Below are 24,592 nucleotides of genomic sequence, written 5' to 3'. Positions count from 1 at the left end.
AGTTTTAACGCAAGCTTTAAACCAAAACAATACAAAAATATTAAGCTTCGAGTTGAAACGGGTAAACTGATCCTAAACTAAGTAGCTGAGTTAGCTCATCAAGCGCCTGATAGCTTTGCGTTAATAGCGCTGGATCGGCAAAGTCGTTAGCACCGAGTTTATCGCGGTAATGGCGCGTAGCCCAATCACATAACTGGGTGTATTTTTCATCATTTAAAATAACTTCAGGGTTTACCGCCGCTAATTCGTGGCTATTGAGTGCCACGCGCAGGCGCAAACAAGCAGGCCCGCCGCCATTTTGCATACTTTGGCGTAAATCAAAAAACTGTACTTGGTTTATTGGGTTATCTGCAATTATTAGCTCTTCAATATACGCCTTTACAGCAGGGTTACGCTGGCTTTCTTGTGGTGCAACAAGCAACATAGCATCGTCACTTAGGCTCACCAATTGGCTGTTAAATAAATAGCTACTAACAGCATCTTGTATGCTGACTTTACTGGTAGGTACTTCAATAATATAAAGCTGTTTATTACCCACGTAGGCTTCGCGGATATCATCTAACGCTTGCGTTTGATTTAAAAATGCCTGCTGGTGGCATAACAAAACATTGGCATTACCCACGGCTATTACATCATTATGAAATACCCCTTGATCAATTACATCGGGATTTTGCTGTAACAATAGTTGGCTGGTATCTTTTATATTGTGTAATCGACAAATAGCCTCTGAGGCTTCCAGTGTTTGTCTTGCTGGAAACTTAACCGGTTTAACAAGCTGACTATTAAATGCACTTGCGCCAAACACAAATAATTCTAAACCCGTTTCGCCGTGACTGTCGCACAGACGTGTATGATTTGCAGCCCCCTCATCACCAAAAAAACCTTGCTCAGGTAAATGTGTATGGTGCGCAAAGTATTGTTCGTTATTAAACATTGCCTTTAATAAGCGTGTCGTGGTGTTGGGTTCTAAAGAGCGATGAAATTTATTATTTAGATTAGCTGCAGTGAAGTGGACTTTACCGTCATTTGTATCAGGAGAGGGAGATACCGTGGCTGCATTGGCTGTCCACATAGCAGAGGCCGAATAACAGGCGCGTAATAAAATAGGATCGGCTTTAAATGCTTTATTAATGACTTGTGCATCGTTGCCAGAAAACCCTAAACGCCGCAATACATTTAAATCAGGGCGAGCATGTGGGGCAAATACCCCTTGAGTGAGGCCTTTATCATGCATGGCTTTCATTTTAGCCAGTCCTTGCAACACAGCCTCTTGCGGGTTTGAGAAACTCGCCGCATTATTCAACGAGGCGACATTACCATAGGATAACCCTGCATAGTTGTGAGTAGGGCCGACTAAGCCGTCAAAGTTAACTTCTAAAGCATGCATACACGTTCCACTAAAACAATTAAATAGTCTTTTACAATACAACGCAATAGCTTAGCTTGCAAAGGCTGTTTAAAAATAGTTTAACCCTATACGCGCTCTTTTTCGCTGGTGGTATGTGTGCTTGTTGGCTCGTTTACTTGCCAAACGCTAATGTCTAAGCGCCATAAAAAATACAGTGAGTTGTAAAAATTAAACATAGCTTGTTCCTCGGTGTTACTAACGTCAATTAAAGAGTAGGAAGAAGTATGCCAATTGTTATTTGAATATTTTATTAATAATAATCAATGGGTTGATTTTTTATAGCGAAAACATACAAAAAATTAAGCACCAAATTAGGTATATCTAGGCTTTGTTTGCACTAAATTGGAAGCACCATACTGTACTTTTATTTATCAAGTTTTTTCATTTTCTGGAGGCGTAATTAAGTCGGCAACGATTAAATCAAGTAATTGCATAAGCTGTGTTGTTTGTGTGGTGTTTATGCCTTTAAATTGACAAAAAACACGTTCAGGAATAGTGGCAGCATGATTTTTTAAGGCGTGACCTTGCTGTGTTAATTGTATTAAACGCTTTCGTTTATCTTGTTGATCTTTCACTACTGCCAGCAGTGATTTGGCCGTCATTTTTTTTAGTATTTGTGTGAGTGCGCCGCCATCAATGGCGGTTTTTTCTATTAACTCGGCAATGGTAATTTGATCTTGCTCCCACAGCGCCATCATTACCACATATTGAGGGTAGGTTAAATTAATTTCAGCTAAGGGAGCTCTGTACGCCCGAGCTATGCCATTAGATGCCATATATAAACGATGGCATAGCTGATTTTCTAATTTTAGTTGCTCAAATGACATAGATTGCTCCGTTATAAAGTAAAAGCATTTTAGTTTGCGTGCAAAATATTTGCAATTAATATTTACCTGTATTATTATTTTGCGTGCAAACTAAATTAATGGCTAATTTTTAACTTTGGAGTTTATTATGAATGTATTACAAAATGTTGCCTACACAGCAAAAGCAACTGCAACGGGTGGCCGTGAAGGGTCTGCTAAATCAGACGATGGGCGTTTAGATTTAAACTTATCGACCCCAAAAGGATTAGGTGGTGATGACGGACAAGGCACTAACCCAGAGCAATTATTTGCAGCAGGTTATGCAGCCTGCTTTATTGGCGCACTTAAATTTGTAGCCGGTAGCGAAAAAATTGCTTTACCAAATGATACGTACATTAATTGTGAAGTATCTATTGGCGCAATTGAAGGCGGTTTTGGTATTGCAGTAAAGTTAGCAGTATCACTAGGGGATATGGATAAAGCCGCGGCGCAAGAGCTTGTTGATAAAGCGCACCAAGTATGTCCATACTCAAACGCAACACGCGGCAATATTGAAGTTGAGCTGTCGGTTATTTAAACCTAAAAAAGGTACGGTGAGTATGCAACTACTCCCGTGCTTTTTATTCGATAAATGTAAAATATACATCAATACCTGTATTGTTATTAATTTATTAAAAAAACCTATAGTATGTTATTTAAATTAGTCTAAACTCGAAGTAAATGAACATTTAAATAATGCAAGGTAGTTTTTAATGCGGGAAATAGCGTTAGCAAAAAAGTTATTATGGATAAGTGTTGGAAGTATACTTTTAACGGTTGTACTATTTTCAGCAATACTCTGGTCTAAACTCTCCTCAAGTAATGCAAATACTTCATCTGAGGCAGAAACTTTAATTGTAAGCGAAGTAGACGGTCGATTAACGGCAAATGCTGCCGCTTATGGTGAAAAAATTGCTGCATTTATCAATGAGGCTTATCGGATACCTTTTTCGCTTGGCAGTGTCCTAGCCGATGCTGACAAGTCTTCAATAGACAGATCGTCCGTTGTTGCGTTGAACCGCTCTTTATTAGAAAGCAACGATGTCATTTCCTCAATTTACTCGCAATTTGAAAAAAATGGCTTTGATGGTAAAGACAGTGACTTTACTCAAGGTTTTGATCACTCTGTTGCCGGTGCAGGTACTTTAGAAGTTTACTTTACTAAAAGCGCAAGCGGAGTTGTTGAGCAGCAAGTAGTTGAAGATGCAGCAGAAAAATACATTGATAACGTTAACGAATTTGGTTTACGTGAAGCTGAATGGTACTTGTGCGCAAGAGATAAGTTAAAACCATGTATTATGGAACCTTATTTGTATGAAATCACCCCTGGTTATTCTGAAATGATGACGTCGTTAGTGGTGCCTATTATCAAATCAGGTAAATTCGTTGGTGTATCGGGTGCTGACATTACTTTGCCCGTATTTCAAAAATTAACGGAAGAGCTTTCAAACGCACTTTATGATGGTAAAGCCAAAGTAACCTTATTAAGTCATTTAGGACTTATCGTTGGCAGCAGCCATTACAAGGCTAAGCTTGGGCGACCAATTAAAGAAGCGGTTAACGATAAAACATATGAATATTACGGAAAATTAAAAGGTACAACCGCAATCAACAAGCAAGGCGCTGAAATTATGGTGTCGTACCCCATAGAAATTAAGCTTGCTAATGTTGAATGGATGCTATTAATTGAAGTACCAAAAGAGCTGGCTTTTGAAGGGCCTATTCAATTAACGCAAGGAATGTCGAAGGCAGCAAAAGAATTGGGAGTTATTATATTAATCACCGGATCTGCGATTGCTGTACTGGCGTTTATTGTAATGAAATTGGTTGTAGGTAGTGTTGTTAAGCCCCTTAAACAAATTCAAGAACGAGTCGATAATTTAGCAAGCGCTGAGGGTGATTTAACCCAAATATTGCATGTTGATACGCATGCTGAATTAATTGCATTAGCCAAAGGCTTTAATCAATTTTTATCCAAACTGAGAGAGCTTATTAGTCAGCTCAAAGAGGTTTCATCTCAAACTAAACACCAAGGTGAGGTAACTTCTAATATTGCCACAGAGACTAATAATAATGTACAGGCACAGTTTAAAGAAATTGAAAGCGTGGTCACTGCAATGAATGAAATGAGTGCCACGGCACTTGAAGTGGCAAAAGCCTCTGAGCAATCAGCGCAACAAGTTGATGAAGTTAACACGTTGGTAATGAGTAGCGAGTCGAGTTTATCGTCTGCAATGACGCAAGTAAGAACCATGTCTGAGGAGATCAAAGAAGCTAATAATGCGGTAGAAAAAGTAGCATCTCGCAGTAACGATATTACACAAATTTTGGATGTGATCAGGACTATTTCAGAGCAAACTAATTTGTTAGCGCTCAATGCAGCAATTGAGGCTGCGCGTGCGGGTGAACATGGGCGAGGCTTTGCTGTTGTTGCTGATGAGGTAAGGGCGCTTGCATCTAAAACGCGTTCATCTACTGATGATATCAGTAGTTTAATCGACAGCTTACTATCAGAAGTAGGTAATGCCTCGACGGTTATTGAAAAAGGCGTGGTACGAGCTGAAACCGCAGTAAACGAAACTTCGACAGCGTTTGATGCACTGCACAGTGTAGTGATGAAAGTAGATGAAATAACGAATCAAATTACTCAAATTGCCACCGCAGCTGAAGAACAAAGTCTAGTGACTGAAGAAATAAATCGTAACTTAACCATTATTTCTGATGCCGCTTCACAGCTTTCAGACCTATCTGCTCAAGCGGGGGATAGCAGTGAAGAACTTAATAAACTGGTCGCGCAACAAGACTCAGAACTTAATAAATTAAAAACTTAAAATAAAGATTAAAGCGATTTAAACCACGAAAAAGCGGCAACTTTATTTGCCGCTTTTTTATTAAATGTTCAAATATCACTAGCCATCTAATAAAACCGATCTTCCGCACCCATTTTAAGAATAAATCCGCTGATATTTTTCACCCAAGCAATCAACAATGGTTTGATTGCGCGGCTGCATATTCGCCACCATGGGTGGCTTATCAGGCCAATACATTATGATGATATGCTCGAAGCACTGGAACACCCAGCGTGCCGTGGGGCGTTGGCCCGGCTTGTATTTCATTGTGGGGAAGTAGCAGTTTTTCTCGACCAAGGTTTTGCGAATTTGATGCTCTAACCCCGCGTACACCATTAGGCAGCAAGTCATTACCATGAGTAACGCTTCAATGCGCTCAGGCTTTTTCAGGTAAATAGCGCTCGTAAGGAAGTCGGGACTTTTCAAGAATCGAAAGCCTTTTTCCACGTTTTGCTGCGCTTTGTACCTGCTCAGCAAGCTGGCCATATCAAGATGGTCGCTAACATCATTGGTGGCAATAATAAATAACCCCAGTTGTTGTAAAGCGGCTTTTCTGGATGCCAGTGGTGTGCATAATGCACCCGTAATCTGGTATTCGATACGCTCAGGTAACTGCCCTGCTTTAGGGCGTCCTGCGCCTTTATAAACAGCGACCTCGAGAACACTAGCATCCACATCACATACCGCTTGTTTACCTCGCCATTTTATAAGGGCGCTTTGTGCGTCATTTTGGCAAGCGAAGCGTTGTTGGCACAGTTTTTTAAAGCTTTTGCGGGCAACTTCTCCGGCTTTTAGCATACGCTTGTTCAGGTTATGCTGCTCTCGCTTATACGCCTGCTCACTGCGAATGAGTAGCCATTTTTGTTTCACCCCCCCGTATTCACTGTCATAACTCACGCCTTCATAGCCAGGTGAGATAGGGGTGAAATTCAAGTTAGGCGCTTGCTTAACAAGGGTTTTAGCTTCTTTGAGGGTTTGCGGTACCCGCGTAATGAACAGTTGGCCTTGAGTATGTAAATCTTTAATGGTTTCTTGCACATACAAGGCGGCATCGGCCACAAAGTAGCGGCTGGCTTGCGCGGCTTTTAAACTGCCAATATGTGCCTTTACAATCTGTTTAAAGCCTTCCATATCATTGCTGTTGCCACTGGCAGGCTTCATATAAACCGGAATGCCTGACTGGTTCTCACAGATAAGATTGAGTATCACTTGGTTGAGCTCAGGGCGATGGTCGCGCGAATAACCTTTCGCGATACGGATAGGTTTTGGTTCGTCATCATCAGGCTCGCTTGTCGCTTTGCCATCGTAATGAAAGCTTGTTGAATCAAGGTGTAAAGCTTCGGTTTGTAACCCTAATTTCTCTACCACCGCCTCACCCAATTGCTGATACAGCTTCGATACGCCGTATTCATATAAGGTGTCTAAACAGCGACCAAGCGCATCGTCGTTGATGTGCTCGGACTTTACGCCTTCACCAATTAATCTATCAAGCGGCTTGCCTTGAAAATACTCGCTGTACATATGCAGTGTGCGGCCAGTGAAACCTAGGCCGTTTAGCACCATAGCCAACACTAATTGACCACAACTGATGTTGCGCTCAGGCGCCACGCCACCGAGTGCGTTATCAATAATATCGACAAAACCTAGATCGTGACAAAATCCAGCAACTAAGCCGTGGTGTTCGAGTTTTTGGGCATAAGGGATAGACATAAATACGCGCTCTCAAAAGAGAGTAATAGATCAAATATGGGGATCGCCGTCAAGTGTTTTTTAACAAAATTCGATCAACCGCTCATTTAATGCCAGGGCAAACGGGTAAAAAACATACAAGTACTTTTTGATCATTTGACCGATCCTAATGATCGTGGTTTATAATAGTCTTTGCCTGTACAAAACATGAAAGAAACGACTATCAGCCAAGCTTTTAATCAACTAACCGATCCAAGAAACTCTGCCAGTGTCCGCCATCCACTTATTAATATTCTGAGTATCGCTATTTGCGCTATTATCAGCGGTTGCAATAATTTTAACGAGATAGAAGAATACGGAAAGTCAAAAGTAAAGTGGTTACGGAAATTTTTAGACCTGAAAAATGGTATTCCTAGTCATGACACTTTTAATGACGTACTCAATCGCCTCAACCCAACTGAATTTAATAGCGCATTTACCAAATGGGTCACTGAAATAAGTAAGAATAAAGAAGGAGTGATTGCTCTGGATGGTAAAGTAATGCGCCGTACATTAGATAAAGCCTCAGGTATGCCCGCAACTCACTTAGTCAGTGCATGGTCTGTTGAGAATAATTTTTGTTTAGGACAAGTTAAGGTTGCTGATAAATCGAATGAAATAACCGCTATCCCCATTTTGCTTGAGCTCCTTGACATAAAAGGAGCAACAATTACAACAGATGCCATGGGATGCCAGTATAAAATCGGTGAGCAAATAATCTCTAACGAGGGTAACTATGTGCTTGGACTTAAGGGGAATCAAGGGGAGATTTATGATGACGTTAAACTACATTTAGATACCCAGCTCAACACGCAATTTAAAAATATCCCACACAGCGTGCATCGTTCACTAAATGGTGATCACGGGCGAATAGAAAATAGAGAGGTTTGGTTAACGACAGAAGTAGATTGGTTGGTAGCACGACATCCACGATGGAAAAGCTTAAAAAGTATTGCCGTAATATGCTCAACACGAGAGGTAAATGGTGTAAGTTCGAATGAGAAGCGGTATTATCTTAGTAGCCATAAAGATAAAGACGCTGCATTTATTGCTGATGCTATCCGTAGTCATTGGCATGTGGAGAATAAATTACATTGGCAACTCGACGTTAGCTTTAATGAAGACCAAAACCGTTTACGCAGTGGGTATGCAGCTCAAAACATCGCGTTAATTAATAAAATAGCACTTAATCTATTGAAGAACGAAAAAAGTGCAAAGGTTGGAGTGAAAAGCAAGCGCTTGAAAGCGGGTTGGGATAATGTTTATATGATGAAAGTGCTAACCGTTGGGCTAACTGTATAAAATCAACCCGTTTGCCCTGCATTTAATGCTGACGAATCCCCACAAAATAAAAATTAATGGTAGACTCTCATGATTATTTGTGATCAAATTTTTTCACTATAAAAAAACTCACTCATAATCATGAAAGCCACCGAAATATTACACAAAGATATTGCCATTGCCTACCCTGAAATTCATAAAACACGTTTAAATACAGTCTTTACGTTTGTTAACTCAGGCTTGCGTGACCAGCGCGTTACTGTCACTTACCTAGGCCGCGGATTAAAATCATTTTCTAATACCGATAAAAAACATGATATTAAACGCGCAGACCGTTTGATTGGTAATGCTAACCTGCATCAAGAACGTCTTTGTTTCTATGAACATATGACCGAATGCTTAGTAGGCCAGCAACAACACCCACTTATTATCGTTGACTGGTCACCTATTAATGGCGGCGAAATATTTCAAGTGCTCAGGGCAAGCATACCAATGGGGGGAAGAGCGTTAACGCTCTATGAAAAAGTGTATCCTGAAAGCGAATTAAATACCGAAGCGGCTCATCAACACTTACTCGATAGCTTGGCACAGTGTTTACCTGCAGATTGTCAGCCTATTATTTTATCTGATGCTATTTTTAGAACGCCATGGTTTAAAGCCATAGAAGATAAAGGCTGGTATTGGCTTGGGCGCGTCAGAGGCAATGTGACCTTATCTAGCGACCTTGAGACATGGCGAAATTGTAAATCATGGTTTGAGCAAGCAACAGATAAACCACACCTTCTGACACAGATTTACTACGGAAAAACAGTTCGTTTCGCGTGCCAAGGTGTTTTGTTTAGAGGGAAAAACAAGGGACGTAAAAAAATCAAAAAACGGGGTGGGCAATCTCAATGTACAACGGTTAAATACCAACAACAAAAGGCCAAAGAGCCTTGGCTACTTGTGTTTAATTTACCTACACAATTTACAGATAAGCCTCAACGGATTGTGACTTTATATAAACAACGTATGCAAATAGAAGAAAGTTTCAGAGACACTAAGAATGCAAAACTTGGCATTAGTTTAGCCTTTGCAAATTCAAGAAGCGCAGAAAGGTTTGATAATTTATTGCTCATAGCGGCGTTAATGTTGTTTGTCTTATGGTGCATAGGGTACACCGTGTCGGCACAACAAGGGGATGCGGCATTACAAGCAGGGCAAACGGGTAAAAAACATACAAGTACTTTTTGATCATTTGACCGATCCTAATGATTGTGGTTTATAATAGTCTTTGCCTGTACAAAACATGAAAGAAACGACTATCAGCCAAGCTTTTAATCAACTAACCGATCCAAGAAACTCTGCCAGTGTCCGCCATCCACTTATTAATATTCTGAGTATCGCTATTTGCGCTATTATCAGCGGTTGCAATAATTTTAACGAGATAGAAGAATACGGAAAGTCAAAAGTAAAGTGGTTACGGAAATTTTTAGACCTGAAAAATGGTATTCCTAGTCATGACACTTTTAATGACGTACTCAATCGCCTCAACCCAACTGAATTTAATAGCGCATTTACCAAATGGGTCACTGAAATAAGTAAGAATAAAGAAGGAGTGATTGCTCTGGATGGTAAAGTAATGCGCCGTACATTAGATAAAGCCTCAGGTATGCCCGCAACTCACTTAGTCAGTGCATGGTCTGTTGAGAATAATTTTTGTTTAGGACAAGTTAAGGTTGCTGATAAATCGAATGAAATAACCGCTATCCCCATTTTGCTTGAGCTCCTTGACATAAAAGGAGCAACAATTACAACAGATGCCATGGGATGCCAGTATAAAATCGGTGAGCAAATAATCTCTAACGAGGGTAACTATGTGCTTGGACTTAAGGGGAATCAAGGGGAGATTTATGATGACGTTAAACTACATTTAGATACCCAGCTCAACACGCAATTTAAAAATATCCCACACAGCGTGCATCGTTCACTAAATGGTGATCACGGGCGAATAGAAAATAGAGAGGTTTGGTTAACGACAGAAGTAGATTGGTTGGTAGCACGACATCCACGATGGAAAAGCTTAAAAAGTATTGCCGTAATATGCTCAACACGAGAGGTAAATGGTGTAAGTTCGAATGAGAAGCGGTATTATCTTAGTAGCCATAAAGATAAAGACGCTGCATTTATTGCTGATGCTATCCGTAGTCATTGGCATGTGGAGAATAAATTACATTGGCAACTCGACGTTAGCTTTAATGAAGACCAAAACCGTTTACGCAGTGGGTATGCAGCTCAAAACATCGCGTTAATTAATAAAATAGCACTTAATCTATTGAAGAACGAAAAAAGTGCAAAGGTTGGAGTGAAAAGCAAGCGCTTGAAAGCGGGTTGGGATAATGTTTATATGATGAAAGTGCTAACCGTTGGGCTAACTGTATAAAATCAACCCGTTTGCCCTGGCATTACAAGCGAATACAGAGAAAAAACGACGAGTATTGTCCTATATTTATCTTGGCAAAGAAGTGGTTGATGATCCTAGGTATGAGCCTGATGGGCAGTTCATTATTTATGTGTATAGCCAGTTGTCACTTCTGACTATACAAATTGATAATTTAGGCTAAATTCGTGGGGATCTCTCAGCATTTAATGAACTAATTTAATTCAGATTTAGGGTGCGGAATGACAGATAAAACACCTTCTTTAATTAAATAAGTGTGAGCTTCATCGGTGTGGGGCTTAAATTTTTTCCAGCGGCCTATGGCTTTACTGTTAAGGGGTTGGCGTACTTGTATTTTACTTGCTGTTGATACCGGTGCGGTATTTAAATGAAAATCCAGGCATTGTGCTTGCCAAGGTAGTTCGCAAAATTTCAATATATCCTTTATTTGTTGCTCTGGTGCGGCGACCAGTTCTTCGTATTTGATGAATTTTATATTACTGTGTAGAGCGCGCATATGCTGCATAAGCTGATAAAAACGGCTGTAAAATTTAGCGGTGTCGAGTAAGTCTAGCGAATACGCATAATACGGGTTATTAATAGTAAATAGCTGGCGATAGTTACCAATACAGGTATCCATAGGGTCGCGAAGTAGGCAAATTATTTTGGCGTTTGGCAGTGCTTTAGTAATTAAATCGATATAAAAAAAGTTAAACGGCAGTTTATCAATAAAGTGTTTATGGCAGCCGGTTACAACACGGGTTGCTTCAAGGTAAGTGCTGCCAAGTTTTGCATAATCAAGTTGATAAGCCTGGTTTAATGTATCGGTGTCGAGCACGTGAGGGGTCTGTGTTTCGCTTAATTTTTTTACACTTAGGCCAAAGTCTTGCAGCTCGCCTGCTGATTGTACCTCGCTGTGGCTTGATAAAATTCGCTCAATTAATGTGGTGCCAGAGCGCGGCATACCTAATACAAAAATTGGCTCATTACTGGGGTTACCTACTGCTGTTTGGTTTTTGTACTTAACACTGAGCTGTTTAATGTGTGTAAATAACGTCTCAGATGCTTGGTTATCAAAGGGGCATTGCGCTAATTTTTCTGCTTTACCTTGCTGTAAAGCGTCAAAAGCCGCTGAAAACTTGGCTAGATCTTGGTATTCTTTTGCCAGTGCATGGCCTATATGCAATTTGGCATCAGGGTGGTTTACTTGCTTAAATACGTTTTTTAATCGCGCTATGTGGTTATTTTGCTCAGTGGCTTTAGTTAAATCGGCTAAGGCAAAATGACTTTGATGATGAAGCGGGTTCAGTGCAATGGCATTTTCAAACGCGTGCTGCGCCTTGTCAAACTGGCCTAAAAATTTAGCACATACCCCATAGTTATAATAAAGCTGCGGCTGAGCAGTATTACTCACCTCAGCTAAACTTAACGCGCATGTAAAGTAGTCAGCCGCTTGCTGATGTAAGCCCGCTTGGGTGAGCGCTACACCTAATGTATCGGCATCAAGCGCTTTACTAATATGTTCAAGCTTAACGCTGAGGGCAGTGTTTTTTGCTTTTTGTAAGTCGCCGCTAAGGGCGTAACATTTGGCAAGTTGCGCGGTATATTCAATCGATTGCGCAAAGCTTAATGCTTTTTCAATCAGCTTTATGGCTTTAACTATTTGGCCAACGTGTAAATTAACCATGGCGAGTAAAAAGTAACCATCAGCAAAGTCTGGCTTTTGTGTTACTAGCTCAACCAGTGTTTTATGCGCTTGCTGGATATTACCTTGGTTTAAGTTTTTTATAGCGCTTTGGTGACGTTGCTTTAAGTTTGGCTGCATGAATACTCTTATAAATAATGTGCTTATAAATAAAAAGGCTCAAATTAATTTGAGACTTTTTATTGTACTTAAACTAATAATTTAATTATATTTCAAACTTGTAATTAAATTTAATGCCTACAGTAAGTGGGCGGTTAATATAGTAACCATAGTTACGTTGTATTTCAGCACCATTGGCCGTAGTAATATCGGCATCTGAGCGACGCACGGAGGTAACCGCATATTTATTAAACATATTATCAACGTATAACGTGGTTGACCACGCATCGGCGGTTAATTTAGCAGATATATTACTTAAGCTATAACCGGGTAATACTTCACCATTATCACGTAGCCCTACCTTTGATATTACATCGCTTTGTGCTGTTAAACCGTAGTTAATATCTAGCATTTTGTCGCTAAATACTTCTGTTTGGTAGTTAATACCCATAGAGAACTGATGCTCTGGCGAGCCAGGTAAGCGGTCGCCATCTTTTGCGCCATCAGTGCCGTCGGCGTTAAATAAAAACGGCGCATCTGAGGTCAGCTCTGCTTTTGTATAGGCATACGTTGCATAGGCAGTAAACGAGTCTGATAAAATAGCGCGGGTAGCAATTTCAACGCCTTTCGCATTCGCGCTTCCTGCATTTGATAAATACGGTAATTGCCCCACCGTGGTTGCACCAGCAATTTGTGCATTGTCCCAATCAACATTAAATAACGCAGCATTAAAATGCAGTTGGCTTCTTAACCAAGTACTTTTAAAGCCTAGCTCATAGTTGGTGGTGGTGTCGGCTTCATACAGCATTTCATCAGGTGTACCACAGCCCGTTTGTTGATCCTCAGGTAGAGGTGTTGGACAAGGCACTAAGCCATTAGAGCCTCCAATTCTAAAGCCTTCACTAATGGTTGCATACGCCATTACAGAATCTGTAAATTGGTATTTAGCATTAAACTTAAAGAGATTACCGTTGTCACCGGCTTCGTTCTCTTCAAAGCTCACTGAAATTGCATCGGGTGCTGCACCTTCATATAGCGTGTTGGCTAATGGGAAATCAAATGCCGCTTTTGATTCTACGTCGTATTTGTAAAAACGCGCGCCAATGGTAATGTCGAGTTTGTCAGTGACTTGATAACCCACTTCACCAAACAGCGCAGATTCAGTCACTTTACTGCCTGTAATTTCTACATATTCTAAAGAGTCTGGTCTAAGTTGTGCGCCATCAAAGTTATCAACCGCAAACTGATCAAACCCTGGGGTAAACTCTCTACTTGATGCATCAGTATCGGTTTTATTATAAAAGCCACCAATAATCCAGCTTACGTCATTATCACTTTGTGAAACTAAACGCAGCTCTTGTGTGAAGGTGTCTTTTTCATCTATTTCACGCGTAAAGGCTGAAAACGAAGGAAACTCTTCGTAGCCATAGTCTAAGCGAATTAAAAGATCTGTTTGGTCGCGTTGACCGTCGGCGTCAAATTGTGAAATACCGGTGGCCGATACCAGCTCAGCAAAACCTAAGTCGGCTTTGAGTTCAAGGCTTAGTAATTGATCTTCTTTAACGCGAGGCTCTTCAAAACGGTATGCCGATTCATATTTAGCAATCTTATTGCTCAGACCATTATTCGTGTTGAGGCTATTGTGATGAACAATAGAACGACCTTCGGAGTCTTGCTTTTGGTAAAAGTAGTTGAGTGTCCCCTCAAATGATTCATTCGCCTTATAACGTAATGAAATACGCCCTGTAGTGGTGGTTTCGCCGTTGGCATCGTTGACTTGCTTGAGATTGTCATTAACTGCGGTTGCATCATTCCAATTGGGACCGGGCAATGATACGCCAGGATCGCGCACTACATAGTTGTAGTCAATAAACCCAGGATCTTCATAAATATTTAAGCTGGTGCGTACAGCCAGTTTGTCTTCAATTAATGGTAAGTTGAATATAAAGCCTGCTTCGCCACCCACAGAGTCACTTTCTTGAGTTTGAAAAACATCACCAAATACCTCACCGGATATAAAATCAAGCTCTGGCTCTTTAAGCATATAACGAATGGCACCGCCTAATGTACCAGCCCCGTATAATGTGCCTTGTGGCCCAATAAGCACCTCCACACGCTCTACATCAACTAAGCGCATGTCTACCGACACGGGGATTTCATTAATATAGGTGGCTACCGTGCCGCCGTCAGATGAAGGCCCTGATGAATTTGTATTTAATCCACGTACAATAATAGGCGAGCCAGAACGCCCCCCTTGATCAGTAATCGTTAAACCCGGAACCCAACGCGCAACATCCGCAAGCTCGCTGATGTTTTGATCTTTCATTACATCCGCATCAAGTGCAGTAATGTTAAGTGGCGCTGCTTGAATAGAGCCGCTTCGGCGTGTTGCTGTAACCTCAATAACTTCAAGCGATTTATTTTTTTCAATAACTTGCTCTTGTGCCACTGCATTACTGCTAAATAATACACCGCTCAGTGCGCTTGATACAGCCAAGGTTAACAGGCTTGGTTTAAACATAAAAATTGATCCCAGTTAGATTTAGTACGTTAATAAATGAGCGCTAATAGTATCAGGGAGTTTTGCTGATAGAAATAAAAATATGAATTTTAATTCACCTTTTTAGAATAAAAATATAAAGATGAGTTTAAGTATTTTACGCTGTATATTAAACAAACAAAGGTGCTGCTTTAAAATTAACAAAAATAATAATTGTGCTTAATAGAGATAAAAACTGGATAATGAATCGTTTAAAACGTCATTACTTATATTTTTATAAACACTATAAAAATGAATATTCTCCCCCATAACCTTTATAAATACATGTTTAATTATTGATAACACCGACAGCACAATTTAGCTGTGGCTGTGAGTCAGTTATACGAGGATATATAATGTCAAAGCTGTTTTCACCATTGTCACTTGGTAAATTAAGCCTAGAGAATAGAATTATTATTGCACCCATGTGCCAGTACTCGGCCAACAATGGCGCTGCAAGTGACTGGCATACCATTCATTTAGGGCAATTGAGTTTAAGCGGAGCGGGTTTACTTATTTTAGAAGCGACGGCCGTTAATCCCGAAGGGCGAATTAGCTACGCCGATTTAGGCTTATGGGATGATACAACCCAAGCTGCATTAGCAAAGAGTTTAACGGCGGTAAGACAATACAGTCCCATGCCTATTGGTATTCAATTAGCCCATGCAGGTCGAAAAGCCTCAACCGATAAACCATGGGATGGCGGTGAGGTACTTATGCCCGATCATCTCAATGGTTGGCAAACGGTTGCGCCATCAGCCATTGCCTACGATGAAAGCAGCCCCATTCCTAAAGCGATGAACCAAGATGATATCGATTCGCTCATAAGTGACTTTGTTAATGCGACAAAACGCGCTGACGAGTTGGGACTTGATTTAATTGAAATACATGGCGCGCATGGTTATTTGCTACACCAGTTTTTATCGCCGCTGGCAAACAAACGTGATGATCAATACGGTGGTAGTCTAGAAAATAGAATGCGATTATTACTCGATGTATTTAAAGCTGTAAGAGGGGTATTTCCGAGCAACAAAGCGGTGGGTGTGCGTATCTCAGCAACAGATTGGGTTGATGGTGGTTGGGATTTACCGCAATCAATTGAACTGGCAAAATCGCTTGATGCGTTAGGGTGTGACTTTATTCATGTAAGCACTGCGGGTTTAAGCCCTTTGCAAGATATACCTGTTGCTAAGGATTTTCAGGTGCCGTTTGCAACCGCCATTAAACAGGTTGTAAATATGCCAGTGATAGCGGTGGGCTTAATTACCGAGGCGCGGCAAGCTGAAAATATTATTAGTGATGAACGTGCTGATGGTGTCGCTTTAGCGCGAGGTATTTTATACAACCCACATTGGCCTTGGCATGCTGCGGCAGAGTTGGGCGCGCAAGTACAAGCACCAAAGCAATATTTACGCTCAAGCCCTCATGGCCAGCCATCCCCTATAAAATAGTGAATAACTTCACTTTAAAACCCAAGCAAATAGCTTGGGTTTTGTATGTCCCAGGAGCTAAATATTTTATTAAATATTAAGCAGGAACTGGCTGTTTTTTACCGTTTGACGCTGAGCTACCCACCGAGGCAATAATTACCAGTAAAATAGCCAGCCATTGCCAAATAGTTAGCAGCTCTCCTAAAATAATAAGCCCAGCCAATGCGGCAACGGCAGGCTCCAAGCTCATTACAATACTAAACCCTTGAGACGACATATTACGTAGGGTGATCATTTCTAAAGTGTAAGGCAGGGCACTTGAAAGCACTGCAATTGCAATACCTAACGGAATAATATCCCAAGTAAATGCGGCGCTTTGCGATATGCCGCCATAAGGTACAAGTACAATAGCCGCGATGGTTATGCCCATAGCAACCGTTGCACCACCGGAGCTTTGGCTACCGGTTTTTTTACCAAATAAAATATAGCCAGCCCAACAAGCACCGGCTGCAAGGGCGAGCACAACACCAACAGGGTCTAAACTTTCTTGGCCTTTCATATCGGGTAATAGCAGTAATATGCCGGTTACTGCGCAGGCTACCCAAAATAAATCACGTTTTCTGCGAGAAGAAAACAAAGCAACCGCTAATGGGCCGGTAAATTCAAGTGCAACACCAATACCTAATGGAATACGTTCAATGGCGTAATAGAATAAAATATTCATGCCGCCTAAGCTTAAACCATAAATTAAAATAGGTAAGCGTTGGCTTGCAACAGGAAAGTGTTTCCATGGTTTAAAAATCAAACACAAAATAGCTGCGGAAAACCCTAAACGTAACGCGGTTGTCCCCTCAGGCCCAACAATAGGAAAAAGCTGTTTTGCAATAGATGCGCCCGACTGGATAGTGATCATAGCAAGTAAAACGCATATAACAGCGAGTAAAAAAGGAGGAATAGTCCGTTGCATTACAGTCCTTAAAGAAGCGCAAAATTAGTACGCAAAGATTCTACGCTTTTTTGAGGATTAGAGCTAAATTTTTTAGTGACTGCGATCATTAAGTAAGGCGTATTACATAAACAATAATTAACTTAACTTAAACTTGTTTATTTGCACATTTAAGCTCACGGCTACTTGTGCCAGCTCTTTAGATGACAAGGAGATTTGCTCGGTTTGTCCTTGTGACTCTAAACTATCATTTTGAATACTGGTAAGGCGCTGTGCAATGTCTTCAGTTACTTGCGATTGCTCCTCAGATGCCGAAGCAATAGTACGGTTAAGATCAGAAATGGTTTTTACTTGCTGGCTAATTTCTTCTAACATAGTGCCCACTTGTTCTGAATTGGCAACTGCGTGTTTTACGCTTTCATCGCTACTTCTAATCCTGTTTGTAACCGCATTGCTTGCCGACTGTAAGCTTTCAATTTTGTCCTGAATTTCAATCGTCGATTTTTGTGTTCGGCTAGCTAATGTTCTTACTTCATCAGCAACTACCGCAAATCCTCGTCCTTGCTCACCTGCGCGTGCGGCTTCAATTGCTGCGTTTAAAGCAAGTAAATTTGTTTGCTCAGCAATATTACTGATTACGTTTAGAATGGCTGTTACTTCAACTACTGATTTTTCAAGGTCAGTTAAATGAACAATTGATTCAGATAAAATTCGCGCAACATCTTCAACTGATTTAATACCTTGGTGCACTACACTGATCCCTTGTTGTGTTTTATCATCAGCTTCTTGGGCGATGTTAGCAGCATCGCTGCAGCTTCTAGATACTTCTTTCACTGCGGTAGAGTTTTCATAGACTGAGCTTGAAATTACCTCAATTGCATGGCTTTGTTGATCGTTAAGTCGTTTTGCTTTATCGGATATTTCATCAAGTTCTGTGGCTGAAGATTGCGCTTGATCTGATTGCTTTTTAATCTGTGTAAGTAAGCTTGATAAACGGGTAATCATAGTATTAAAGCTTTCTGAAAGCATAGATATTTCGTCTTTACCAGTAAACTCAATCGACTTTGATAAATCGCCGCTGGCAATACGCTGAGCCTCATCAACTAAATGAGAGGTTGTGCGTATAACACGCCTTTCTAGCTGGAGGTAGCAAATAATTAAAATAGCAATAATCGTTGCAACTAAAAATAAACTCACATAGCTGAGATTTTCTACATAATTATTATTGTTGTTAACGAGGTTTATGTTTTTTTCATCGACAGACTTCAAAAATTTAGCCACAGGCTGTTTTATTTTTTTCGCTTCGTTAATGTAATCCATATTAGTTAATAAGTTAACGGCTTCAAGCCACTGATTTAGTTGTTGATCATTTAGCTCCAAAGAATTTAAACCAATAAAGGGCTCTACCATTTTAAAAGCTTGAACTTCAGTGTTTACTAAATTAACTGATAATTCGTTAGACTCAGCTAATAACGCTAAATCTTCATTGTCAATATTGTATTCTTTTAAGCGCTCAATATAAGAAAGTGAACGACCGTCCAACCAAGATTGCTTTCCATTTCGTTGTTCAACGAGTTCAAAGTATTGTTTTTTATATAACCCATCAAGCGTAACCACATGTTGTCGAGCAAGATTAGTCAGTAATGTTGAATTTGTTTCTGCAAGGCGAGCCAAATGGCTTAAATCATAACGTTGTTGAGCAACTTCTTCACTTTCTAATAATCCTTGTTTAAGTAATATAATAATTATTAATAAACCAACAGCAATAATAGTTGCTGATGCAAATACGGCTCTAAGCATTAATCGAATAGTCAAGAAAACCTCCACACAAAACTCATATTAAGCAAGGGGGACCAGCATTAAACGGCTGTTATTTTGCAGTAATATATATTAACTTTAAGTTAATTATAGGATATTTTTTTAATGTGGGTGATTTTTTAATTAAATAATTTTTAATTATCGGTTCTTGTCTATTTATGAGTAATAGATAACCACTATGAAAGCAATTAAAAAGCATGCAAGAGGGTATTATTAAGCCATTAAATCTGCGGGGTACACAACGCCGAGTTGCTTGCGTGCCGCATCAAGTACCTGCATTACCTCTACACATAGCTGATGTGTATTAACACTCGACTCGCGCTGATTGTGTTTAATTGTATTCATAAAATGGCAAAGTTCATATTTCATAAAGTGCTTATCAAAATCATCGCTTATGATTTTTCGTTGACCATTGTTAGCAATAAACTCTATTTTTTTAAGCTGTGACACAGCTTCTATTCTAATACGCCCTAATTCACCTTGTATCTCGGTTATATTTTCGCCTTGCGATATTTTGGAGTAACTAATTACTGCTTGCTTATCTGCGTAATTTAACAGTACATCGCCAGCGCCATCTACACCACTTTGAAGTATTACACCACTGGCCTGAACGCTAACAGGTGCTCCCCACAGCGCGATTACTAAATAAAGTGGATAAATACCCAAATCTACCAAAGCGCCATTGGCAAATTCAGGTAAAAAGGTATTAGGGCGCTCACCATTTTTATATTTATCGTAACGAGATGAGTATTGACTAAATTGACCAATAAACTTGCGCGGTGTGCCTATTTTATTTAACGCTTTTTGCAGGCGCGCAAAATTAGGAAGGTGTGTGGTCATCATCGCTTCCATATAGAGGCGATTATTTTTTTCTGCAGCGGTTAATATGGCTGCTAACTCTTGGCTATTTGCCGCTGCAGGTTTTTCACCTAATACGTGTTTTCCTGCATTTAAACAGGTTGTTGCATAGCTTTTATGCAAACTATTTGGTGCTGCAATGTAAACTGCATCTACGAGCTCATCTTGGCAAACGGCATCAATTGAGGTGAAAATTTTAGCATTTGTATTAGTAGGGTGATTAGCTAAAAAGCGCTCGGCGCTGCTCACTTGGCGAGAACAAACACCATATAAATTAAAATTATTAAGGGTATTTGCAGCTTTAAGTAACGTATCGCTTATAAAATTGGTACCCACAATTACAAAATTCATGTTTAGCCTTTACGTATTTTGATCAGGGATGTAGTTTAACAATATTTGTGACAAAAATATTTAATAACGAAGATGAGTCGTTATTTTAGCGATAAGTGTATTATGCTTTTAGCTTGGTTTTTATTTTCTGTTTTATGTTCAGAGGTACGCGTGTGAACACCACGTCATTTGATTACATTGTTATAGGCGCAGGGAGTGCGGGTTGTGTGCTGGCATCGCGATTATCTGAAGATAAAAATGTCAGTGTGTGCTTAATTGAAGCCGGTGGCAGCGACAAAAGCGCCATGGTACAAATGCCTGCAGGCGTAGCCGCTAGCGTACCTTATGGCATCAACAGCTGGCATTATAATACGGTGCCACAAAAAGAGTTGAATAACCGCTGCGGGTTTATGCCTCGTGGTAAAGTGCTCGGTGGCTCAAGCTCTATTAATGCCATGGTGTATATTCGTGGTAATAAGCACGACTACAACAGCTGGGCTGCTATGGGAAATACTGGCTGGGATTATACCAGCCTACTCCCTTATTTTATTAAAGCCGAAAATAATAAAACATTCATTAATAGCTCATTGCATGGGGTTAACGGCCCATTACATGTACAAGATTTAAGCAAGCCAAGCCCGGTTAATCAACTATTTTTAAAAGCATGCCAACAACAAAGCGTACCGCTTAATAGCGATATAAACGCCGAGCAACAACAAGGAGCGCGGCTAGCGCAAGTGACTCAGCATAATGGAGAACGATGCAGTGCGGCTAAAGCCTATTTAACCCCACACTTAAACCGAAAAAACCTAACGGTACTTACCAAGGTACACGTTAATAAAGTGCTTTTTTGTGACAAAGTGGCGACGGGCGTTGCTCTCACTGTTAATAATAAACCCATTGTACTTAACGCAAATAAAGAGGTTATTTTGAGTGCAGGGGCTATTAATTCCCCGCAAATTTTAATGCTTTCAGGTATTGGTTCCGCTGAGCAACTAACACAGCATAATATTGAAGTGATTAACGAGTTAAACGGAGTAGGCGAGAACCTGCACGATCACTTAACGGTCGTCCCTTTGTACAGAGCTAAATACTCTAAAGGCACTTTTGGTATAAGTGGCAGTGGTGCGCTCAATATTACTAAAGGCTGTGTTGATTGGTTTACAAGCCGAACAGGCTGTTTAACCAGTAATTTTGCAGAATCACATGCATTTATTTGTTTATTCGCTAACTCAGCTGTGCCCGACGTACAGCTTGAGTTTGTTATTGGGCTGGTGGATGATCATAGTCGAAAACTGCACACCGGCCATGGTTACAGTATCCACTGTAGTATTATGCAACCTAAAAGCCGTGGCACAATTCGTTTAGCTGATGCCAACCCATTAAGTGCGCCACTCATAGATCCAAATTATTTAGGTCACCCCGATGATTTAAAGGTGATGCTCGCGGGGCTTAAAAAAACGCTGCAGATAATGCAAAGTGAAGCGTTTGATGATATCAGAGGCAAAATGATTTATCCGCTGGATATAAACAATGATGCACAACTTATTGAATATATTAGGCAAACGGCAGAAACTGAGTATCACCCCGTAGGCACCTGTAAAATGGGGCAAGACGCTATGGCGGTTGTTGATAGCCAATTGCGAGTTTATGGGGTTAAAAATTTGCGTGTCGTAGATGCCTCAATTATGCCGCGCATTATCACTGGTAACACCAATGCTGGCGTAATAGCCATTGCAGAAAAAGCGGCTGATTTAATTAAACAGCAGGCGTGTTGCCATTAAGCGAGCTGATAAAAGTCACTTAGCCATGAGTGCCAGTCTTGTTCAAGTTTAAGCATTTGCTGGTGTTTTTTAGCGGCTAAATGCTTACTTTTATCCTCTTTTGCTAAAAAAGGCCCCACACGGCAAAGTTGGCAATAATTATCTGTTAAGTAGTGAGGAAAGGTTAAAATATTAGCCAGTTCAGGTAAAGGTTTTTCACTAAATACGTAAGTAATGCCGCGGGTGTCTTTAACGTGTTTATCGCGGTCGACATTACGAATTTTATAGCCATTGAAACCACTGATATCGAAAGGCATTTGCCCTTGATAGTCAGCGTTTAAATGCGTGTTTAAACTGCCTTCAATATTCCACTGACGGTACGGTTTTACATCTTTTGAAGTGATATAGCATAGCCCTGCGCCTTGGGGGTTTAAGGCAAACTCATTGGCGTATTTTATAAATTGATGCAGCAGCGCACGGTTAAGTACGTTCATGCTGGTGTTTTGGGTATGTTGTTCAAACGCCTCACGACCCACAAACGCAGGAATAAGCGGGAACTGAAAAATCACCACATCAAAGCTGTTTAGGTGCTCGGCTAATTGTTGCCAACATTGCGGGTTAGTCACATCAAAGCCATTGAACACCTCAACGCTCTGCGCCTTTAAAAATTCGAGTGCATTATCTGGGTATTTATGCTCAATCTGCGTTTTATCATCATAGGTAGATGCCACTAGTTTTTGTGGGTTTATATGACGATAAAGCGCCCCCGAAAATGATAAATCGCCATCGCCTACGGTGAGTATGTTCCAGTTTGGGTTTAAGTACATAGTGACTAAATGTTTTTATTTTCAACATGAATGTTACTGTCTTGCGAGGCTGATTGGTGCAAGCGGTACATAGCTAAACGGGTTTTTAACCCTTCAATGGCGAGTTGTTTCAAAATAAGGTTAAAAGTAATTAAAATAGCAAAAACAATGTGAATAGGGCCATAAGTAAAACCAGCGTCAGGATTATAAATAGATAAACCAAACAGCATTAGTAACACAACCATAAAAATTTCAATTAATTGATTTGAATAAAATGAAAGGCGCCCTTCGCTTTTATGATCTTTTTTTATGCTTATGGCGCAAAAAAACGGGATGACTTTAATTTTAAACGCGGCGTTTTTTTCAGTGAAATTTTCACCTAGGTCAGTAAGCTGTTGGCGCAATTGGTCTATCATGGTGTGTCCTCTAAATACAGTGCGCGGATGTTACCCTATTACAGACCAATGGTTAAGTAATGGCAGCTTATTTAGGGTAAATACTCATGCCTATAATAAGAATATGACACACAAACACCACAGAGGTGAGCACAAAGCGCATTTTTTGATAGTCTTTATGGTAACCCTGCCATTGAATGGTTAGCTTTTCAAAAATTAGCACTAACCAAAAGCTGACCGCTAACCACGCGAGCATCCACTCGGTTGGTAAAAACGACAAAAATGGCACCGGGATCACCGGGATTACCGCCTTAATCGCAGCGGCAAAACTTTGCTGGCCCGCATGCCATAAATTACCCGCCATAAAAGCTAAAATAGCGATGCTGTAAAAGGTAAAAAACTCTAAATTTACGCTGTTGGCACCAAACATCAGTGGCCAGCCCACACAGCCTAAAAACGGTAATAAGCCCAAGTAGCCCAGTTGAATGTGATTGACAAATTTTTCCATGTGGCGGTTACCTTTGCGTGGGTTAGATAATTTAACGTTTGTATTGTAACAAGGATAGACAATGTTTTGTTACTAAATTAAGTGATTGCTACTTGTGCTCTGTATACATTAACGCGTTAGTTTAAAAACACGATCATAGACGCATCCAATCTTAAAAAGCGATTGTTTTAATCTAAACAATCAATTTTATTTATTTACTCAACAGGCTTATTGTATCAATCAAGCAGACGCACACAGCGTTAACGTTTACATACACTAAACAAAAATGAGGAATACTATGAGCACTTCATTGATTAACACAAAATTACAACCTTTCAATGCAACAGCTTACCACAATGGTGACTTTGTAGAACTCACTGAAAAAGACGTATTAGGTAAGTGGTCTATCTTTTTCTTTTACCCTGCAGATTTCACATTTGTATGCCCGACTGAGCTAGGAGACCTTGCAGAATATTACGCACAGCTTCAAGAAATGGGCGTAGAGGTTTACTCGGTATCAACAGATACACACTTTACCCACAAAGCATGGCATGACACGTCAGACACTATTGGTAAAATTACTTACCCAATGATTGGCAATCCAACAGGGCGTATTACCCGCAACTTTGGGGTAATGATTGAAGATGACGGGTTAGCACTTCGCGGTACATTTGTAATGAACCCAGAGGGCGAAATCAAAATTGTTGAAACCCACGATTTAGGCATTGGTCGTAGCGCTAAAGAACTAGTTCGTAAAGTACAAGCTGCGCAATACATTGCAACGCATGACGGTGAAGTTTGCCCTGCATCTTGGCAGCCAGGTGAAGACACACTAGCACCTTCACTAGACCTAGTTGGTAAAATTTAAAGCTTATCAACACCTAAA

At 40.4% G+C, this 24,592-nt stretch carries 19 protein-coding genes and 1 pseudogene; 9 read left to right on the top strand and 11 right to left on the bottom strand.

All coding sequences use genetic code 11. From position 1 onward, the window contains the following. Positions 1-40 precede the first annotated feature (40 nt). Together astB and AC6H44_RS16770 are read right to left on the bottom strand one after the other, a co-directional pair. Positions 41-1,387, bottom strand: a complete 1,347-nt coding sequence (gene astB / locus AC6H44_RS16775; RefSeq protein WP_500738991.1) for an N-succinylarginine dihydrolase — start codon at positions 1,385-1,387, stop codon at positions 41-43. 392 nt (positions 1,388-1,779) lie between these two features. Then, the gene (locus AC6H44_RS16770; RefSeq protein ID WP_500738989.1) at positions 1,780-2,235 is read right to left on the bottom strand and encodes a MarR family winged helix-turn-helix transcriptional regulator; all 456 of its coding nucleotides are present in this window, start codon (positions 2,233-2,235) and stop codon (positions 1,780-1,782) included. Positions 2,236-2,362: 127 nt separating this feature from the next. Between AC6H44_RS16770 and AC6H44_RS16765 the strand changes: the two genes are divergently transcribed. Beyond that, complete coding sequence (locus AC6H44_RS16765; RefSeq protein WP_500738988.1) at positions 2,363-2,791, top strand: organic hydroperoxide resistance protein; 429 nt, start codon at positions 2,363-2,365, stop codon at positions 2,789-2,791. Positions 2,792-2,966: 175 nt separating this feature from the next. After that, positions 2,967-5,084: a methyl-accepting chemotaxis protein gene (locus AC6H44_RS16760; protein ID WP_500738986.1), complete on the top strand. Its 2,118-nt coding sequence runs from the start codon at positions 2,967-2,969 to the stop codon at positions 5,082-5,084. Positions 5,085-5,198: 114 nt separating this feature from the next. Here the strand turns inward: AC6H44_RS16760 and AC6H44_RS16755 are convergent, their stop codons facing one another. Beyond that, positions 5,199-6,812, bottom strand: a complete 1,614-nt coding sequence (locus AC6H44_RS16755) for an IS1634 family transposase (protein WP_500738985.1) — start codon at positions 6,810-6,812, stop codon at positions 5,199-5,201. Between the two features lie 186 nt (positions 6,813-6,998). On the opposite strand from AC6H44_RS16755, the gene AC6H44_RS16750 reads away from it, so the two are divergent. The 4 genes and pseudogenes from AC6H44_RS16750 to AC6H44_RS16735 all read left to right on the top strand — a co-directional run bounded on the left by AC6H44_RS16750 (position 6,999) and on the right by AC6H44_RS16735 (position 10,714). Next, entirely contained in the window at positions 6,999-8,132 is a 1,134-nt protein-coding gene (locus tag AC6H44_RS16750; protein ID WP_500737093.1) for an ISAs1 family transposase, read from the top strand. A gap of 120 nt (positions 8,133-8,252) precedes the next feature. Then, positions 8,253-9,308 (top strand): annotated as a pseudogene (locus AC6H44_RS16745) (IS4 family transposase); the annotation flags it as partial. A 91-nt stretch (positions 9,309-9,399) separates the two neighbouring features. Continuing rightward, positions 9,400-10,533, top strand: coding sequence for an ISAs1 family transposase (locus AC6H44_RS16740; protein ID WP_500737093.1), 1,134 nt, complete (start codon positions 9,400-9,402; stop codon positions 10,531-10,533). A gap of 55 nt (positions 10,534-10,588) precedes the next feature. Continuing rightward, positions 10,589-10,714 carry a hypothetical protein gene (locus AC6H44_RS16735; protein WP_500738983.1) on the top strand — a complete coding sequence of 42 codons (126 nt, stop codon included), beginning with the start codon at positions 10,589-10,591 and terminating at the stop codon, positions 10,712-10,714. Between the two features lie 30 nt (positions 10,715-10,744). Here AC6H44_RS16735 and AC6H44_RS16730 read toward each other — a convergent pair whose 3' ends face one another. Next, on the bottom strand, positions 10,745-12,355 hold the full coding sequence (locus AC6H44_RS16730; RefSeq protein WP_500738982.1) for a tetratricopeptide repeat-containing sulfotransferase family protein: 1,611 nt from the start codon (positions 12,353-12,355) through the stop codon (positions 10,745-10,747). 85 nt (positions 12,356-12,440) lie between these two features. Further along, positions 12,441-14,855, bottom strand: a complete 2,415-nt coding sequence (locus AC6H44_RS16725; RefSeq protein WP_500738980.1) for a TonB-dependent receptor — start codon at positions 14,853-14,855, stop codon at positions 12,441-12,443. A 374-nt stretch (positions 14,856-15,229) separates the two neighbouring features. Here AC6H44_RS16725 and AC6H44_RS16720 point away from each other — a divergent pair, with 374 nt between their 5' ends. After that, positions 15,230-16,324 carry an NADH:flavin oxidoreductase/NADH oxidase gene (locus AC6H44_RS16720; protein ID WP_500738979.1) on the top strand — a complete coding sequence of 365 codons (1,095 nt, stop codon included), beginning with the start codon at positions 15,230-15,232 and terminating at the stop codon, positions 16,322-16,324. Between the two features lie 76 nt (positions 16,325-16,400). Here AC6H44_RS16720 and AC6H44_RS16715 read toward each other — a convergent pair whose 3' ends face one another. The 3 genes from AC6H44_RS16715 to AC6H44_RS16705 all read right to left on the bottom strand — a co-directional run bounded on the left by AC6H44_RS16715 (position 16,401) and on the right by AC6H44_RS16705 (position 20,276). Further along, positions 16,401-17,270, bottom strand: coding sequence for an EamA family transporter (locus AC6H44_RS16715; RefSeq protein WP_500738977.1), 870 nt, complete (start codon positions 17,268-17,270; stop codon positions 16,401-16,403). A 117-nt stretch (positions 17,271-17,387) separates the two neighbouring features. Then, entirely contained in the window at positions 17,388-19,064 is a 1,677-nt protein-coding gene (locus tag AC6H44_RS16710; protein WP_500738975.1) for a methyl-accepting chemotaxis protein, read from the bottom strand. Between the two features lie 216 nt (positions 19,065-19,280). Then, entirely contained in the window at positions 19,281-20,276 is a 996-nt protein-coding gene (locus tag AC6H44_RS16705) for a Gfo/Idh/MocA family protein (protein ID WP_500738973.1), read from the bottom strand. A 152-nt stretch (positions 20,277-20,428) separates the two neighbouring features. Between AC6H44_RS16705 and AC6H44_RS16700 the strand changes: the two genes are divergently transcribed. After that, on the top strand, positions 20,429-22,039 hold the full coding sequence (locus tag AC6H44_RS16700) for a GMC family oxidoreductase (protein ID WP_500738971.1): 1,611 nt from the start codon (positions 20,429-20,431) through the stop codon (positions 22,037-22,039). On the opposite strand, the gene AC6H44_RS16695 is transcribed toward AC6H44_RS16700, so the two are convergent. The 3 genes from AC6H44_RS16695 to AC6H44_RS16685 all read right to left on the bottom strand — a co-directional run bounded on the left by AC6H44_RS16695 (position 22,036) and on the right by AC6H44_RS16685 (position 23,727). After that, complete coding sequence (locus AC6H44_RS16695; protein WP_500738969.1) at positions 22,036-22,845, bottom strand: class I SAM-dependent methyltransferase; 810 nt, start codon at positions 22,843-22,845, stop codon at positions 22,036-22,038. The genes AC6H44_RS16700 and AC6H44_RS16695 overlap by 4 nt on opposite strands. 5 nt (positions 22,846-22,850) lie before the next feature. Beyond that, the gene (locus tag AC6H44_RS16690; RefSeq protein WP_500738967.1) at positions 22,851-23,240 is read right to left on the bottom strand and encodes a hypothetical protein; all 390 of its coding nucleotides are present in this window, start codon (positions 23,238-23,240) and stop codon (positions 22,851-22,853) included. A 67-nt stretch (positions 23,241-23,307) separates the two neighbouring features. Next, a complete protein-coding gene (locus AC6H44_RS16685; protein WP_500738966.1) occupies positions 23,308-23,727 on the bottom strand; it encodes a DUF3429 domain-containing protein in 420 nt (139 codons plus the stop codon). Positions 23,728-24,004: 277 nt separating this feature from the next. On the opposite strand from AC6H44_RS16685, the gene ahpC reads away from it, so the two are divergent. Further along, complete coding sequence (gene ahpC / locus AC6H44_RS16680; RefSeq protein WP_500738965.1) at positions 24,005-24,574, top strand: alkyl hydroperoxide reductase subunit C; 570 nt, start codon at positions 24,005-24,007, stop codon at positions 24,572-24,574. Positions 24,575-24,592: the final 18 nt, after the last annotated feature.

It is taken from the genome of Pseudoalteromonas sp. TAP-3C (assembly GCF_059888565.1).
This window is presented reverse-complemented; position numbering and strand designations above follow the sequence as displayed.

Bases quoted from the DNA above. Each gene is read 5' to 3' on its own strand.
- astB (WP_500738991.1), bottom strand. From the start codon at position 1,387: ATGCATGCTTTAGAAGTTAACTTTGACGGCTTAGTCGGCCCTACTCAC.
- AC6H44_RS16770 (WP_500738989.1), bottom strand. From the start codon at position 2,235: ATGTCATTTGAGCAACTAAAATTAGAAAATCAGCTATGCCATCGTTTA.
- AC6H44_RS16765 (WP_500738988.1), top strand. From the start codon at position 2,363: ATGAATGTATTACAAAATGTTGCCTACACAGCAAAAGCAACTGCAACG.
- AC6H44_RS16760 (WP_500738986.1), top strand. From the start codon at position 2,967: ATGCGGGAAATAGCGTTAGCAAAAAAGTTATTATGGATAAGTGTTGGA.
- AC6H44_RS16755 (WP_500738985.1), bottom strand. From the start codon at position 6,812: ATGTCTATCCCTTATGCCCAAAAACTCGAACACCACGGCTTAGTTGCT.
- AC6H44_RS16750 (WP_500737093.1), top strand. From the start codon at position 6,999: ATGAAAGAAACGACTATCAGCCAAGCTTTTAATCAACTAACCGATCCA.
- AC6H44_RS16740 (WP_500737093.1), top strand. From the start codon at position 9,400: ATGAAAGAAACGACTATCAGCCAAGCTTTTAATCAACTAACCGATCCA.
- AC6H44_RS16730 (WP_500738982.1), bottom strand. From the start codon at position 12,355: ATGCAGCCAAACTTAAAGCAACGTCACCAAAGCGCTATAAAAAACTTA.
- AC6H44_RS16725 (WP_500738980.1), bottom strand. From the start codon at position 14,855: ATGTTTAAACCAAGCCTGTTAACCTTGGCTGTATCAAGCGCACTGAGC.
- AC6H44_RS16720 (WP_500738979.1), top strand. From the start codon at position 15,230: ATGTCAAAGCTGTTTTCACCATTGTCACTTGGTAAATTAAGCCTAGAG.
- AC6H44_RS16715 (WP_500738977.1), bottom strand. From the start codon at position 17,270: ATGCAACGGACTATTCCTCCTTTTTTACTCGCTGTTATATGCGTTTTA.
- AC6H44_RS16705 (WP_500738973.1), bottom strand. From the start codon at position 20,276: ATGAATTTTGTAATTGTGGGTACCAATTTTATAAGCGATACGTTACTT.
- AC6H44_RS16695 (WP_500738969.1), bottom strand. From the start codon at position 22,845: ATGTACTTAAACCCAAACTGGAACATACTCACCGTAGGCGATGGCGAT.
- AC6H44_RS16690 (WP_500738967.1), bottom strand. From the start codon at position 23,240: ATGATAGACCAATTGCGCCAACAGCTTACTGACCTAGGTGAAAATTTC.
- AC6H44_RS16685 (WP_500738966.1), bottom strand. From the start codon at position 23,727: ATGGAAAAATTTGTCAATCACATTCAACTGGGCTACTTGGGCTTATTA.
- ahpC (WP_500738965.1), top strand. From the start codon at position 24,005: ATGAGCACTTCATTGATTAACACAAAATTACAACCTTTCAATGCAACA.